At 63.4% G+C, this 15,106-nt stretch carries 13 protein-coding genes and 1 pseudogene; 8 read left to right on the plus strand and 6 right to left on the minus strand.

What is annotated here, in order from left to right:
- Positions 1 to 15: 15 nt before the first annotated feature.
- The 3 genes from ACZYHG_RS08975 to ACZYHG_RS08985 all read left to right on the plus strand — a co-directional run bounded on the left by ACZYHG_RS08975 (position 16) and on the right by ACZYHG_RS08985 (position 3,018).
- Positions 16 to 900, plus strand: coding sequence for a F0F1 ATP synthase subunit gamma (locus tag ACZYHG_RS08975; protein WP_464613482.1), 885 nt, complete (start codon positions 16 to 18; stop codon positions 898 to 900).
- 70 nt (positions 901 to 970) lie between these two features.
- Positions 971 to 2,551, plus strand: a complete 1,581-nt coding sequence (atpD, locus tag ACZYHG_RS08980) for a F0F1 ATP synthase subunit beta (protein ID WP_464613483.1) — start codon at positions 971 to 973, stop codon at positions 2,549 to 2,551.
- A 59-nt stretch (positions 2,552 to 2,610) separates the two neighbouring features.
- The gene (locus tag ACZYHG_RS08985; RefSeq protein ID WP_464613484.1) at positions 2,611 to 3,018 is read left to right on the plus strand and encodes a F0F1 ATP synthase subunit epsilon; all 408 of its coding nucleotides are present in this window, start codon (positions 2,611 to 2,613) and stop codon (positions 3,016 to 3,018) included.
- Between the two features lie 51 nt (positions 3,019 to 3,069).
- Here the strand turns inward: ACZYHG_RS08985 and ACZYHG_RS08990 are convergent, their stop codons facing one another.
- Entirely contained in the window at positions 3,070 to 4,563 is a 1,494-nt protein-coding gene (locus tag ACZYHG_RS08990) for a mannitol dehydrogenase family protein (RefSeq protein WP_464613485.1), read from the minus strand.
- 177 nt (positions 4,564 to 4,740) lie between these two features.
- On the opposite strand from ACZYHG_RS08990, the gene uxaC reads away from it, so the two are divergent.
- A complete protein-coding gene (uxaC, locus tag ACZYHG_RS08995; RefSeq protein ID WP_464613486.1) occupies positions 4,741 to 6,150 on the plus strand; it encodes a glucuronate isomerase in 1,410 nt (469 codons plus the stop codon).
- Between the two features lie 46 nt (positions 6,151 to 6,196).
- Positions 6,197 to 6,535 carry a cupin domain-containing protein gene (locus ACZYHG_RS09000; RefSeq protein WP_464613487.1) on the plus strand — a complete coding sequence of 113 codons (339 nt, stop codon included), beginning with the start codon at positions 6,197 to 6,199 and terminating at the stop codon, positions 6,533 to 6,535.
- A 54-nt stretch (positions 6,536 to 6,589) separates the two neighbouring features.
- Here ACZYHG_RS09000 and ACZYHG_RS09005 read toward each other — a convergent pair whose 3' ends face one another.
- The gene (locus ACZYHG_RS09005; protein ID WP_464613488.1) at positions 6,590 to 8,011 is read right to left on the minus strand and encodes a coniferyl aldehyde dehydrogenase; all 1,422 of its coding nucleotides are present in this window, start codon (positions 8,009 to 8,011) and stop codon (positions 6,590 to 6,592) included.
- Positions 8,012 to 8,212: 201 nt separating this feature from the next.
- On the opposite strand from ACZYHG_RS09005, the gene ACZYHG_RS09010 reads away from it, so the two are divergent.
- Together ACZYHG_RS09010 and recQ are read left to right on the plus strand one after the other, a co-directional pair.
- Positions 8,213 to 9,832, plus strand: coding sequence for a hypothetical protein (locus ACZYHG_RS09010; protein ID WP_464613489.1), 1,620 nt, complete (start codon positions 8,213 to 8,215; stop codon positions 9,830 to 9,832).
- Positions 9,829 to 11,661, plus strand: coding sequence for a DNA helicase RecQ (recQ, locus tag ACZYHG_RS09015; RefSeq protein ID WP_464613490.1), 1,833 nt, complete (start codon positions 9,829 to 9,831; stop codon positions 11,659 to 11,661). Before ACZYHG_RS09010 ends, recQ begins: the two co-directional genes overlap by 4 nt.
- A gap of 19 nt (positions 11,662 to 11,680) precedes the next feature.
- Here recQ and ACZYHG_RS09020 read toward each other — a convergent pair whose 3' ends face one another.
- On the minus strand, positions 11,681 to 12,451 hold the full coding sequence (locus ACZYHG_RS09020; RefSeq protein ID WP_464613491.1) for an SDR family oxidoreductase: 771 nt from the start codon (positions 12,449 to 12,451) through the stop codon (positions 11,681 to 11,683).
- A gap of 133 nt (positions 12,452 to 12,584) precedes the next feature.
- Here ACZYHG_RS09020 and ACZYHG_RS09025 point away from each other — a divergent pair.
- Positions 12,585 to 12,759 (plus strand): annotated as a pseudogene (locus ACZYHG_RS09025) (HRDC domain-containing protein); the annotation flags it as partial.
- Between the two features lie 21 nt (positions 12,760 to 12,780).
- On the opposite strand, the gene ACZYHG_RS09030 reads toward ACZYHG_RS09025, so the two are convergent.
- From ACZYHG_RS09030 to ACZYHG_RS09040, 3 genes are read right to left on the minus strand one after another with little or no spacing between them, the layout of a single operon-like run.
- Positions 12,781 to 13,596 (minus strand): ABC transporter ATP-binding protein, encoded by an 816-nt coding sequence (locus ACZYHG_RS09030; protein WP_051371041.1) that lies wholly within the window; start codon positions 13,594 to 13,596, stop codon positions 12,781 to 12,783.
- Positions 13,596 to 14,327, minus strand: a complete 732-nt coding sequence (locus ACZYHG_RS09035) for an ABC transporter permease (RefSeq protein WP_464613492.1) — start codon at positions 14,325 to 14,327, stop codon at positions 13,596 to 13,598. Before ACZYHG_RS09035 ends, ACZYHG_RS09030 begins: the two co-directional genes overlap by 1 nt.
- Before the next feature lie 9 nt (positions 14,328 to 14,336).
- Complete coding sequence (locus tag ACZYHG_RS09040) at positions 14,337 to 15,083, minus strand: ABC transporter permease (protein ID WP_245268856.1); 747 nt, start codon at positions 15,081 to 15,083, stop codon at positions 14,337 to 14,339.
- Between the last annotated feature and the right edge of the window lie 23 nt (positions 15,084 to 15,106).

Below are 15,106 nucleotides of genomic sequence, written 5' to 3' on the forward strand. Positions count from 1 at the left end.
GATCAGGTTTGAAGCATGCCTTCATTAAAAGACCTTCGTAACCGTATCGCCTCGGTCAAGGCGACGCAGAAGATCACCAAGGCGATGCAGATGGTCGCCGCGGCGAAGCTGCGCCGTGCGCAAGAGGCAGCGGAAGCGGCGCGCCCCTATTCGGAGCGTATGGGTTCCGTGCTGGCCAACATCACCCAGGCGATCGGTGGCGGCGGCGATGCCCCGGCGCTGATGACCGGCACCGGCAAAGACAACGTGCATCTGCTCGTCGTCTGCACCGCCGAGCGCGGCCTGTGCGGCGGCTTCAATTCGCAGATCGCCCGTCACGCCCGCGACCATATCCGTCGGCTTCTGGCCGACGGCAAGCAGGTGAAGATCATCTGCGTCGGCAAGAAGGGTTTTGATATCCTGCGCCGCGACTATGCCTCGATGATCATCGATCGTATCGACCTGCGCGAGGTCAAGACGCTCGGCTTCGTCAATGCCGACGCGATCGCCAAGAAGGTCATCCATCTCTTCAACGAGGGTGCCTTCGACGTCTGCACCCTGTTTTATTCGCAGTTCAAGTCGGTGATCAGCCAGATCCCAACCGCGCAGCAGATCATTCCGGCCGGTGTGGCTTCGGCTCCCGCAGCAGTGGTGGATGGCGGCAACGCCGTCTATGAATACGAACCGGAGCCGGGCGAAATCCTCTCCGACCTCATCCCGCGCAACATCTCCGTGCAGGTTTTCCGGGCGCTGCTCGAAAACGCCGCCGGCGAAATGGGCGCCAAGATGAGCGCCATGGACAATGCGACGCGCAACGCCGGCGAGATGATCAACAAGCTGTCGATCACCTACAACCGTCAGCGGCAGGCGCAGATCACCAAGGAACTGATCGAAATCATTTCGGGCGCCGAGGCGCTCTAGGCGTGGTCCGCGGGTCAATCTGCCCGCGACCGGACCGCGTGAGAAACAAAGGACGAAAAGGGTAAAGACGATGGCGAAAGCAGCGACCCCCCAGAAGGCGGCCCCCAAGGCGGCAGCGCCCGCGAAGGCGGCAAAGGCACCGGCAGCAGCAGCCAAGGCGGCTCCGGCCAAAGCGGCACCAGCCCCAGCAAAGGCAGCAGCGGCCAAGACATCGGCAGTGGCCACCAAGGCAACCGGCGTCGTCGGCAAGGTCCGCCAGGTCATTGGCGCCGTCGTCGACGTGCAGTTCGGCGATCACCTGCCGGCGATCCTGAACGCGATCGAGACCACCAATGTCGGCAACCGCCTGGTGCTCGAAGTTGCCCAGCATCTCGGTGAAAACACCGTGCGCTGCATCGCCATGGACTCCACCGAAGGTCTGGTGCGTGGCCAGGAAGTGCGCGACACCGGCGCGCCGATCACCGTGCCGGTCGGCCCGGGCATGCTTGGCCGCATCATCAATGTCATCGGCGAGCCGGTCGACGAAGAAGGCCCGGTCGATGCAACCGAAATGCGCTCCATCCACCAGCCGGCTCCGACCTATGTCGAGCAGTCGACGGAAGCGCAGATCCTGATCACCGGCATCAAGGTGCTCGACCTGCTGGCACCTTACGCCAAGGGCGGCAAGATCGGCCTGTTCGGTGGCGCCGGCGTCGGCAAGACCGTGCTGATCCAGGAACTGATCAACAACATCGCCAAGGCGCATGGTGGCTATTCGGTGTTCGCCGGCGTCGGCGAGCGCACCCGCGAGGGCAACGATCTCTATCACGAGTTCATCGAATCCGGCGTCAACAAGAAGGGCGGCGGTGAAGGCTCCAAGGCGGCACTCGTGTATGGCCAGATGAACGAGCCGCCGGGCGCGCGTGCCCGCGTCGGCCTGACCGGCCTGACGGTTGCCGAATATTTCCGTGACCAGGGCCAGGACGTGCTGTTCTTCGTCGACAACATCTTCCGCTTCACGCAGGCGGGTTCGGAAGTGTCGGCTCTGCTTGGCCGTATCCCGTCGGCCGTCGGCTATCAGCCGACGCTCGCCACCGACATGGGCGCGCTGCAGGAACGCATCACCACCACCACCAAGGGTTCGATCACGTCCGTGCAGGCGATCTACGTGCCGGCCGACGATTTGACCGATCCGGCACCGGCGACCTCGTTCGCCCACCTTGACGCGACGACGACGCTGAACCGCGCCATCGCCGAAAAGGGCATCTACCCGGCCGTCGACCCGCTGGATTCGACCTCGCGCATGCTCGACCCGCTGGTCGTCGGCGACGAGCACTATGCGGTCGCCCGCCAGGTGCAGTCGATCCTCCAGCGCTACAAGTCGCTGCAGGACATCATCGCCATCCTGGGCATGGACGAGCTGTCGGAAGAGGACAAGCAGACGGTGGCTCGCGCCCGCAAGATCGAGCGCTTCCTGTCGCAGCCCTTCTTCGTCGCCGAAGTGTTCACCGGCGCGCCGGGCAAGCTGGTCGACCTCGCCGACACCATCAAGGGCTTCAAGGGCCTCTGCAATGGCGACTATGATCACCTGCCGGAAGCTGCCTTCTACATGGTCGGCGGTATCGAGGAAGCGGTCGAAAAGGCACAGCGCCTGGCGGCTGAAGCTGCTTAATTTCCTTATCAGCAGCGCGGTACCGCCGCGCTGCTTTCGATCCAAGTTTGTGAGACACCATGGCTGAAGCTTTCAAGTTCGAACTGGTCTCGCCGGAGCGCCTGCTGGTTTCGGCCGAGGTCGAATCCGTCGTCATTCCGGGCGCCGAGGGCGAGATGACCGTGATGGCGCATCATGCGCCGGTCATGACCACCATCAAGCCGGGCGTCGTCACGGTGAAGAATGCCTCCGGCGGCGAGGATCGCTATGTCGTGTTCGGCGGCTTCGCAGACATCGTTCCGGCCGGTTGCACGCTGCTGGCGGAATCGGCTGTGGCGGTCAAGGATGTCGACCGCGCCGATCTCGCGCGCCGCATCCAGGAAGCTAGGGAAGATGCGGCCGATGCCAAGGACGATCAGTCCCGCAGCAAGGCAGAGCAGTTCCTTAGCCAGCTCACCACGCTGGAAGGCGCGCTTGTCGCGGCCTGAAATTAGATTTGAATGACTTGATGAAAAGCGAGGCCTTGCCTCGCTTTTTGTTTAGATGCCGAGCGCGGCGAAAGCCAGTGTCGGACCATCGCGCCGCAGGTGCACCAGATGCACGGCCACCAGTTCAATCAGCGTCTGGCGCTCGGCATGATCCCTGGCGAAGCCGGCCAGGTCGAAGACTGCCGTCACGGTTTCGTTGGCCGGCAACTCCTGGCTCAAAAGCGCCGTCAGCGGCACGTCGAGCGGATCGGTGAAATGATTTTCGGGCAAAGTTTTTCCGCGCGCGGCGCAAGCGGCGATCCAGGCCGCCACCACCAATGTGAGATGCACGAACTCGGTGCCCGCTTCGAGGCATTCGAGGGCGGACGCGATGATGCGCTGCGGCAGTTTCTGGCTGCCATCATTGGCGATCTGCGCCGTGCGATGGGCGAGCGCGGTGTTTGAAAAGCGCTCCGCGAGTTCCTCAGTATAGGTCTTGGTGTCGAGCCCGGCATCCTCGGGCAGGGTCGGGATGGCTTCGGCCCATAACGCATCGACGAACTGCCGGATTGCGGGATGGGCGAAGGCGCGATCGACCGTGGCGTGGCCGCTGAGCAGGCCGAGATAGGCGATGCCCGAATGCGCGCCATTGAGGAGCCTGAGCTTCATGTCCTCGAACGGGGCGACATCCCCGACCATGGTGACGCCGAATTTTTCCCAGGCCGGCCGGCCCGCCGGGAAATTGTCTTCGATCACCCATTGGCGGAAGGGCTCGGTCATGACAGGCCAGGCATCCGCGATGCCAAGTTCGTCGGCGATCCGTGCCCGGTCGGTATCCGTGGTTGCCGGCACGATGCGGTCGACCATGCTCGACGGAAAAGCGACTTCATTGGCGATGTGGCCGGCGATGCCAGTATCGCCCCTCAGGCCAAGTGCGGCATCCCGCAACGCGGCGAATTCGGTCAGCAGCCGATGCAAGGTGGCGCCGTTGGCCGGCAGGTTGTCGCAGCAAAGCACGGTAAAGGGCGAGGTACCGGCGGCGCGCCGCCGGGCAAGCGCCTCGGTGAGAAAACCATGCGCCGTCTTCGGCAAATGTGGGTTCGCCAGGTCATGGGCAATGTCCGCGTGGGCAGCGTCCAGGCCGCCGCCGGCTGCCCTGAGATAGGCCTTTTCGGTGATGGTCAGCGTGACGATCCGGGTGCGCGGATCGGTCAGCGCGGCCAGCACCGCGCTGGGGTCTTCCGGCGCCACCAGCATCGAGCCGATCGAGCCGATGACGCGCAGCTCCTCCTTGCCGCTGCTGCGGATCGCCAGCGTGTAGAGCCCGTCCTGCGGCGCCAGCGCATCGCGCGTGTCCGCGCTGCGCAAGGAGACGCCGACGATGCCCCAGTCCGTCTCGCCCGCCGCCAGGCAGTCGTCGACATAGGCGGCCTGATGGGCGCGATGGAAGGCGCCGACGCCCAGATGCACAATGCCCGGGGTGATCTTGCGCCGATCATAGCCTGGGATCGAGACCTTCTCAGCTAGCGACCGTAGCGTGGTGTCGGACAAATGGCTGCTTGTCATCATATCACACGGGCTGAGGGCTTCGGATGGTGCGTCATGGAGATATCCCTGCGCAGCGGATGACAGGCGGCGTAACATCTGTTTGTGCCTGCCGCAAGGATGCCCGTTTCCGACAGTAAGTTGACTTCGATTCCGCTCGAACGTACCGGTATCAAACTTGGAAGGAGACGCTTTCCCATGGTCGCACTGAACGATCCGGACCTGCTGTTTCCCCCAGAAGCGCATTCTCGCTCGCTTGCCCGCGACCTCTATGCCGGCGTCAAGGATCTGCCGATCGTCAGCCCGCATGGCCATACCGATCCGCGCTGGTATGCGCTGAACGAGCCGTTCCCGGATCCGGCGCAACTGCTCATCGTGCCCGACCACTACATCTTCCGCATGCTGTTCAGCCAGGGCGTGCGGCTGGAAGATCTCGGCCTGGCGACCCTCGATGGCGCGCCGGTCGAGACCGACGGCAGGACAATCTGGCGGCGCTTTGCCGAGCACTATTATCTGTTTCGCGGAACGCCGACCCGGCTCTGGTTCGATCATGTGCTGGCCGACCTGTTCGGTATCGAAGAGCCATTGAGTGCTGAGACAGCTGATCGCCACTACGACACGATCGCAACGCTGCTGCAGTGGGAGAATTTCCGGCCCCGCGCTCTGTTCGAACGTTTCAACATCGAGGTCATCGCGACGACCGAAGGCGCGCTCGACGATCTCAGATGGCACAAAATGATCCGCGACAGCGGTTGGGAAGGGCGCGTCATCACCGCCTATCGGCCGGACGCGGTTGTCGATCCTGATTTCGAAGGGTTTTCGGCCAATCTCGACCAGCTCGGCGAAATCACCGGCTGCGACACAGGCAGCTGGGCCGGCTATCTCGACGCGCATCGCCAACGGCGTGCCTTTTTCAAGAGCTTTGGCGCGACCTCGTCGGATCATGGCCATCCGACGGCCGAGACCGCCAATCTCTCCGATGCGGCGGCGCAGGAGCTGTTCAACCGCATCCGACGCGGCTCCGATGATGAGCGCGAGCGCAAACTGTTCCGCGCCCAGATGCTGACCGAGATGGCCAAGATGAGCCGGGACGACGGGCTGGTAATGCAGATCCATCCCGGCTCCTGGCGCAACCATTCGACGGACATTTTCAAGAAGTTCGGCCGCGACAAGGGTTTCGATATTCCGACGCGGACCGACTATGTGACGGCGCTGAAGCCGCTGCTCGACTGCGTCGGGCTGGAGCGTGACCTGACCATTGTGCTCTTCACGCTCGACGAAACCAGCTATGCGCGCGAACTGGCACCGCTGGCCGGCGTCTATCCGGCGCTGAAGCTCGGCCCCGCCTGGTGGTTCCATGACAGTCCGGAAGGCATGCGCCGCTTCCGCGAGATGACCACCGAGACGGCGGGCTTCTACAACACCGTCGGTTTCAATGACGACACCCGCGCTTTTCCCTCTATCCCGGCCCGCCACGACGTGGCGCGCCGGGTCGACTGCGCGTTCCTGGCGCGGCTCGTCGCCGAGCACCGGCTGCGCGAAAGCGAGGCACATGAGTTGGCAGGGGAATTGGCCTATACGCTTGCCAAGAAAGCCTATCGGCTCTGATGCATGCCGATGCGATTGCCGTTGGCCAGCCGTCGACGATGAGGAGATGACGATGACAAAGATCTTCGCCCATGCCGGCGAGAGCGACTGGACGCCGACGCCTGACGGCAATAGGCGGCGGGTTCTGCTCTCTACCGATGAGCTGATGCTGGTCGAGTTCGGCTTCGATAAGGGCGGTGTCGGCGCCCTGCATTCGCATCCGCATGTCCAGTCAAGCTATGTCGCCGAAGGCCGTTTCGAGGTGACGATAAATGGCCAAACCGAAATCCTCGGGACCGGCGGCAGCTTCATCGTGCCGACCGGCCTGGTGCACGGCGTCAAGGCGCTGGAAGCGGGGCGTCTGGTCGACAGTTTCACGCCGCACCGGGCTGATTTTCTCGCCTAAGAGTTGCGCAAGATAACCTAGTCGCACGTCCCGGAGAGCTGCGGGCGACCTTGATCAGGTGATGTGCCTGAGCAGGGCGAAAAGCCGCTCGAACGTCTTGCCGTAAGGTGGGCGCAGCATGGCTCCCGCGCTCAGGCGCGATTGCAGGAAAACCGGCTTCTCCTTGCTGAAGGTGCGGAACCCCCATTCGCCGTGATAGGCGCCCATGCCGCTGGCGCCGACACCGCCGAAGGGCTGGTTCTCCTGCACCAGATGCAGCATGCAGTCGTTGATGGTGACGCCGCCGGCGACGGTTTCGCGCAGGATACGCTGGCGATTGCCGCTGTCATTGCCGAACCAGTAGAGCGCCAGCGGCCGGTCGGCCTGGTTCACATGGTCGATGGCGTCGTCGACGGTGGCATATTCGACGATCGGCAGCACCGGTCCGAAAATCTCCTCGCGCATCAGTCGCAGGTCCGGGCCTGCATTGCTGACCAGGGTCGGCACAAGCTTCCGGCTCGTGGCACCGAATTCTTCGCCGGCCGGATTGATTTCGGTGACTTCGGCACCGGCGTCGCGGGCTTCCGCGATCAAGGCGCGCAGGCGCTGAAGGTGCCGGTCGCTGATGATGGCGGTATAGTCGGGATTGTCGCGTAGCGTGGGATAGAGCCGCGCCACCGCGGTGGCGAGCCTGGCGGCGACGGTACCGGCCTGTCCCTTCGGCACCAGCAGATAATCCGGCGCGATGCAGGTCTGCCCGGCATTGAGCAGCTTGCCATAGGCGATGCTGGCTGCGGCCGCGTCGAGATCACACGAGGGATCGAAGATCGCCGGCGACTTGCCACCCAGCTCGAGCGTAACCGGGGTCAGGTTGGCGGCGGCGGCGATCGCGACCTGGCGGCCGACCGCGGTCGAGCCGGTGAACAGCAGATGATCGAACGGCATCGACACGAAGGCTTTGCCCATTTCGGCATCGCCGGTGATGACGCTCAACTCGTCCGGCGCAAAATGCTCGCCGGCGAGTTTTGCCAGCAGCTCCGAGAAAGCCGGGGTCAGTTCGGATGGCTTGACCAGCACACGGTTGCCGGCTGCAAGCGCTGCCGTGACAGGCGCGACGGCGAGCTGAAAGGGGTAATTCCAGGGCGAGACGATGCCGACCACACCGAGCGGCTGCGGCACCAGGCGATTGCGGCCCGGCAGGAACGGCAAGGTTGTGGCGACGCGACGCTCCCGCATCCAGCCTTTCAGGTGGGACAGCGTGTGGCGGATGCCGGCGCGCACGACAAACAGCTCGGCAAGGCGCGTCTCGTGTGTCGAGCGGCTGCCAAAGTCGGCATTGATCGCGGCGCAGATCTCAGCCTCATGCCGCTCAGTCAGCGCCAGCAGGCGCTTCAGCCGGTCTTTCCGAACGCTGAGGTCCGGAAAGGGCTGCTTCTCGAAGGCGGCGCGCTGCAGCTGGAACCGTTCGCCGAGGACGTCCTGTCTCACCTGCAGCATCGTGCGCTCTCCTTACCGCAGTCCAGCTTACATCAGAGCCGGCCCGAATCCAGCTAGGAGCAGTTGCCGCAAGGACAGGCGAGGCTCACATGGCTATCGTTTGACCTTCCGTTTGCATCCATGCCGTTGTACCGGATGCGATAAGCTGAAATCTCCGCCAAGGGCGCGTGCCGCATGATTCCGCAAATTCGTGTCACTGCCATGCGACACGGCCCCGTCATTGCCCCGGATATGCTGCCCGGCGATGACGGGGCCAACATCAACGGGCCGTCGCTGATCAACATACCTGACTGGGTGCCCGGTCGGCTTGGTGCCTACTATCTCTACTTCGCCCACCACATGGGGACCTATATCCGCCTCGCCTACTCCGATTCGCTGCACGGGCCTTGGCGCATCCACCCCGGCGGCGTGCTCTCGCTCGATCAATGCCCATTCATCGTTGAGCATATCGCCTCCCCGGATGTTCACTTCGACCCGAAGCTTCGCCACTTCGTGATGTATTTTCACGGCCCTGCAAAATCTGGTGAAGGCCAGACGACCTTCGCCGCGACATCCTTCGATGGGCTTCGTTTCACCCCGCTTTCCGAGCCGCTCGGGCCGTTCTACGCGCGCATCTTCCGTCATGATGGCTGGTGGTACGGTTTGCTTGGAACGGGAGCGATCACCGTCTACCGATCGAGAAACGGCATTTCGGATTTCCAACGCGGTCCGGTCGTGCTGCCCGCCATGCGGCCCGATCTCGCCCCACGGCATGTCGCGCTGCAGAAATCCGGCCGCTGGCTGCGGGTCTATTACACGCGTCGGGGCGACGCGCCGGAACGGGTCCTTTGCGGCACGATCGATCTTGCCGAGGATTGGCGGGACTGGACCGTGCGAGGCGACAGTGAAGTGCTGCGGCCGCTGATGGAGTTCGAAGGGGCCGGCTTACCGATCCGCCCCAGCCGAATCGGTCTGGCAAAGGGCAGGGAAAACGCGTTGCGCGACCCGGCCATTTTTGAGCAGGATGATCAGACCTGGCTGCTCTACGCGGTCGCCGGAGAAAGCGGAATTGCCCTGGCCGAGCTTGGCTTTTCCGATGTGAGGGCCAAGGCGGCCCGCAAGCCGATTGCGACGTTGCGCCGCCACGCGAGGCGGCTTTTCTGGCACCTTGGACGGAAGGCGCCAATGCTGCCTTCGGCAATGAGATCCCGAAATAGAATTTTCATCGCCGGCTGCGCGCGCAGCGGCACCACGCTCAGTCTCAATTTGATGGGCTGTTTTGAGGATATCTATGTCCACAACGCCGAAGCGCCGTACCAGACACTGATCGAACTGGATCGCTACCAAGCCAACCTGGTCGTAAAGCGCACTTTCGTGAGCTATAGGGATCTTGAGGACTTGCCGGCCTCGGTCGGCTTGATCTATTGCGTGAGGCATCCTTTCGATGTGCTGACCAGCTCTCATCCGGAGACCATCGCTCTGCGGCCTTTTCACGTGACCATGGAGCGCTGGGAGGCGGAGTATGACGGTTTGATGCGGTTGCGACAGGCCCAGCCGGAGAGGGTCATCTCCTATTTGCGCTATGAGGACGTGATCGCCGAACCGGACATCGTGCAGGCGAGGATTGCGCGATCCTTCGGCCTGACGCCGGCTACGCTCTTCAGCCGCGATGCAAACAATCCCATTAGGTCCAGCTCGCTGAGAAAATGGGAGCGCAATGAAGCGTTAAGGACCTATCTGCGCGGGCTGCCGCCGCCGTTTATCGAGCGCGTCGACGGCTTCTGCCGGGAGTTCGGCTATGACAAGTCGGCCGGCATATTGACGACGGAATTGGGTGAATGACGCATTCTACCGCCAACAGGGCCGAGGATTCCAAGCGGCGCGTCCTGAAGGACGTGTTCGGGTTCGACGATTTCCGCCCCGGCCAGGCCGATGTCATGGATGCGCTGCTCGGCGGGCGCCATGTGCTGGCGGTGATGCCAACGGGTGCCGGCAAATCGCTCTGCTACCAGGTGCCGGCGCTGGTTCTGGGCGGGCTCACCCTTGTCGTGTCGCCGCTGGTGGCGCTGATGCAGGATCAGGTCGCCGCCTTGCGCCTGGCCGGCGTGGCCGCCGATACGATCAATTCCTCCATCGACCGAGAGGCCAATGTCGCCGCCTGGCGGCGCGTGGCTTCCGGCCAGACGCGGCTGCTTTACCTGGCGCCGGAGCGGCTGATGACCGAGCGCATGCTCGATGCGCTCACAAGGCTCGACGTCAGCCTGATCGCCATCGACGAAGCGCATTGCATCTCGCAATGGGGACCGGCGTTCCGGCCTGAGTATGAAGACCTGTCGCGGCTGCGGCACATCTTCCCCAACGTGCCGATCATCGCGGTGACGGCGACGGCCGATGAGAGCACGCGCAGCGATATCGCTGCACGGCTGTTCGCCGAGCGCGTCGAAACGCTGGTGCTGGGTTTCGACCGGCCCAACATCAAGCTGGCGATCGCGGCCAAGCAGGACAGCAAGCGGCAATTGCTCAACTTTATCGAGCGCCATCCAGGCCGCAGCGGCATCGTCTACTGCCTGTCGCGCAAGAAGACCGAAGAGATGGCGGCCTTCCTTGAGGAGAACGGCGTCACTGCGCTCGCCTATCATGCCGGCATGAGCAAGGAGGCGCGGGAGGCGAACCAGAACAGCTTCATGACGCTGTCCGGCGTCGTCATGGTGGCAACCATCGCCTTCGGCATGGGCATCGACAAGCCTGATGTCGCCTATGTCTTCCACACCGATATGCCGGGCAGCCTGGAGGCCTATTATCAGGAGATCGGGCGTGCCGGGCGCGATGGCCGCGATGCCGAGGCGCATATGCTGTTTGGCCTCGGCGATATCCGCATGCGGCGGTTGTTCATCGACGACGAGGACGCATCGGCCGAGCACAAAAAACGATCGCACCAGCGGCTCAACACCTTGATCGGCTATTGCGAGACGGCGCAGTGCCGGCGCCAGGTGCTGCTCGGCTATTTCGGCGAGGAGGCGCAGCCTTGCGGCAATTGCGACAACTGCCTCGACCAGGTGCCGCGCGCCGACGGTTCTGCGGAGGCGCGCATCATCCTGGCGGCGGTCGCGCAGAGTGGCGAGCGTTTCGGCGCCGCGCACGTGGTCGACATCCTGATCGGCCATGAAACAGAAAAGGTGTTGGCCAGGGGCCATGAAAGGCTGGCCAGCTTCGGCAGCGGCGTGGCGCAGAAGAAGGATTTCTGGATGTCGCTGATCCGGCAGCTGGTCGCCAGTGGCTTCCTGGAACCCGACCCGAGCGGCCATGGCGGCCTCGCCATCGCCGAGCAGGGCCATGCGCTTGGCCGGGGCGAGGTGGCGTTCCGTTATCGTGTCGAGCTGCGCAGCCGTGCCATGCGCAAGATGCGCGCGGCTGAGGGGGCGAACGCGGAGGGCGTCGATGCCTCGCTGCTGGCTGCGCTCAAGACACTTCGCCTGCGTCTGGCCAAGGAGCGCCAGGTGCCGGCCTATGTGGTGTTTTCCGATCGCACGCTGATCGACATGGCCGAACGCTGTCCGCGCGACCTTGATGCCTTCGCTGAAGTGAACGGCGTGGGCGCTGCCAAGCTCAAGGAGTTCGGCCAGGTTTTTCTGAGCGCAATCGCCGCGCACCAATCGGGCGGCTCGGCCTGAAGGCCGGGCCCTGCAATCCTCACATCTGTATCGACATGCCGCCATCGACGGTCAGGACGTGCCCGTTGACGAAGGAGGCCGCGTCGCTGGCAAGGAAAAGCGCGGCGCCGGCGATCTCTTGCGGCCGCCCCCAACGCTGCAGCGGAACCCTCTGGCGGGCAAAGGCAACCAGATCGGGGTTTGCCGCCATAGCGGCATTGGTCTCGGTGGCGAACATTCCCGGCGCGATGGCGTTGCTGGTCACGCCGTGGGCGCCATATTCGACGGCCATGCTGCGCATCAGCCCGGTCAGTCCCTGCTTGGCGGCGGGATAGATAGCGTCGCCGGGGCGCGCCATCTCACCGACGATCGAGGTCACCGCGATCAGCCGGCCATGGCCCTGGGCCTTCATGACCTCCGCCGCATCACGTGACAGCGAGATCGCCGACAAGAGATCCGTCCGGATCAGATCGAGGATGTCGTCGTCGTTGAAGGCGGCGAGCGGCCGTCTGTCGCGGGCACCGACATTGTTGACGACGATATCGAGCCGGCCACGGGTCTTGCGGATCTCGGCGATCATCGCGCGGCCCGCCCCGATGTCGGCGACGTCGAAGACCGCCGCCTGCGCACTGCCGCCACGTCCGGTGATGGTGGCGACAGCGCCGTCAAGCGTTGCGGCGGTGCGTCCGGTCACCACGACATGGGCTCCGGCTTCGGCAAAGGCGCGTGCAATCTCGAAACCGAGGCCGCGTCCGCCGCCGGTGATCAAGGCCACGCGCCCCTCCAGGGAAAATCGGTCGAAAATGCTCACAACAGGCGGGCCTCTGAACGCAGGGAACGGGAACCGATCCCATGCGGCAATCGGCGGCTTGTTCCCAAGCCTACCGTTCAATCGAAGCCGGTCAACTGACCTTAATGCGCCGAGGAATGCGTTTTGCCAGTAAGTGCCGGTGCATGGCGTGGTCTGCGATCGCGCGCTGATCGACATAGCCGAGACGCTGTCGGCGCGATCTCGACGCGTTCGCCGAAGTGAATGGCGTTGGAGGGGCGAAACTCAAGGAGTTCGGGAAGATTTTTCTGAGCGCCACTGCGGCGCACCAATCCGGCCAGTTGAGCTGAAGAAGCGCTTCACGGTTCACGTCACTTGTTGAAATTCGCGATAAACTGCCCGAATTGCTGGGTGGGGGCGCGCGCGAACATCTCCTTTGGTTCGCCCAGGCAATCCACCTCGCCTTTGTGAAGGAACATCACCTTGCTCGATACGTCACGGGCAAAACTCATTTCGTGCGTTACCACCAACATGGTGCGTCCTTCCTCCGCAAGCGAGCGCATGACCCGCAGCACCTCGCCGACCAGTTCCGGATCGAGCGCGGATGTCGGCTCGTCGAACAGCATCACCTTGGGGTTCATCGCCAAAGCGCGCGCTATGGCGGCGCGCTGTTGCTGGCCGCCCGACATATGCGGGGGATAGTAGTTGCGACGCTCCCAGATTCCGACGCGCTTCAGCAATGCCTCGGCCTGCTCCAGGCATTCGGCGCGCGGACGCTTCAGCACATGCGTCGGCGCGGCGACGAGGTTCTCGAGCACCGTCATGTGCGACCAGAGATTGAAGCTCTGGAACACCATGGCGAGGTTGGCGCGGATTCGCTCCACCTGACGGATATCGGCCGGCACCTGATTGCCGTCCCGCCCCGGCTTCATCTTGATGAGTTCACCATCCACACGCACTTCGCCGGAGTCGGGGGTCTCCAGAAGGTTGATGCAACGCAGCAGCGTGCTTTTGCCTGAACCCGACGAACCGAGGATGGAAATGACGTCGCCCTTGTGAGCCTCGAGCGAAATGCCCTTGAGCACTTCGTGATTGCCGAAGCACTTGCGCATATCCTTGACGCTGATGGCTGACGCCTCGTCGGGGGACGATGCCGCATTCGCGGCAGCGGCAAGACTTGCCGACATCACAACACCTCGGGGACGGGTTTGATTTGCTGGGACTGGTCAGGCGCGGGGCGCAGATGCGGTGAGAGCGAATATTCAACCCAGGCAAACAGCCGCGCGATCGACAGGTTGAGCAGCAGGTAGATGACACCGGCGCAGGTCAGCACCTCGATCGGCCGGAACGTGTCGTGCTGGATCTTCTGCGCCGTTCCCATCATCTCCATGATCGTGACCACGGAAGCGAGCGCGGTCGCCTTCGTCATCAGGATGATCTCTGTCGAATAGGCCGGCAAGGCCAGGCGGAGCGCTATGGGCAACGTCACAATGCGGAACCGTGTGAATGGAGACATGCCGAAAGCCTTGGCGGCCTCGATCTGCCCGACCGGCACGGCGCGGAGTGCGCCGCGGAAAATCTCGCTCTCATAGGCGGCGGTGTTCAAAGCCATGGCGACGATCGTGCAATACATGGGGTCCCGCAGGATCGGCCACAGGATCGGGCTGTGGCGCACAAAATCGAACTGGGAAAGCCCGAAATAGATCAGATAGAGCTGCACCAGCAGCGGCGACCCACGGAAGACGAAGACGTAGGCGCGGGTAAAATACTCGCCGGACTTGGAGCCCGAGGCCCGCAACCAGGTCAGGCCGGTGGCGATGATCAGGCCGAAGGCAATGCCGAAGAACCAGATTTCAAGCGTCAGCGGCAGTGCCTTCAGCACGCTCCACATGGTCGAAAGGTAGAAGTTGTAATCCACCGCCACCTCTTACTTTGGACGCAGAAAGCTGCGTGAGGTGTAGCGCTCGGCCTTGTCGAAGATCGGCGTCGAGATCGACGTCATCACGAGGTAGAGGATGCCGGCGACCGTGTAGAAAAGCAGCGAATGGTGTGTTGAACGCGCGGCCTTGTTGGCCGTCAGCATAAGCTCGGCGACGCCGGTGACCGAGATCAAAGCCGAATCCTTGATGGTCAGCTGCCATACATTGCCCAGCCCTGGCACTGCCAGGCGCAGCACCTGCGGCATGATCACGAGGCGAAAACGCAGCCAGGCCGACATGCCGTAGGCGCGCGCCGCCTCCAGCTCGCCGCGCTGGATCGCCAGAAACGACCCGCGGAAGACCTCGGCTTGATAGGCGCCCGAAATGATGCCGACCGCGAGCACGCCGCCGAGGAAGCTCGGCATGTTCAAAATGTCGGTCGAACCGATCGATCCCGTGGACCGCGCTACGCCTGTCAGGATCTGCGTGCCGCCATAGTAGAAAAGGTAGATGATCAAAAGCTCCGGCTCACCGCGGAACACGGTCGTGTAGCTCTCGCCGATAAATCTCAGTCCGCCGCGATGCGATAGCTTGGCCGCCGCCACGAGCGATCCCAGCGCAGCGCCGATCAACATCGAAACCATGGTGACGGCGAGCGTCCAGCCAATGCCCCAGAGCAGCTGCAAACCCCAGCCGGCGGCCAACAGCTCATAGGCCGTCGACAGCTGATCCTTGAGACTGTTGAGAAAGTCCACCTACGCCTCCCCGGGCGTCGAGA

Source organism: Mesorhizobium subarcticum (genome assembly GCF_055456085.1).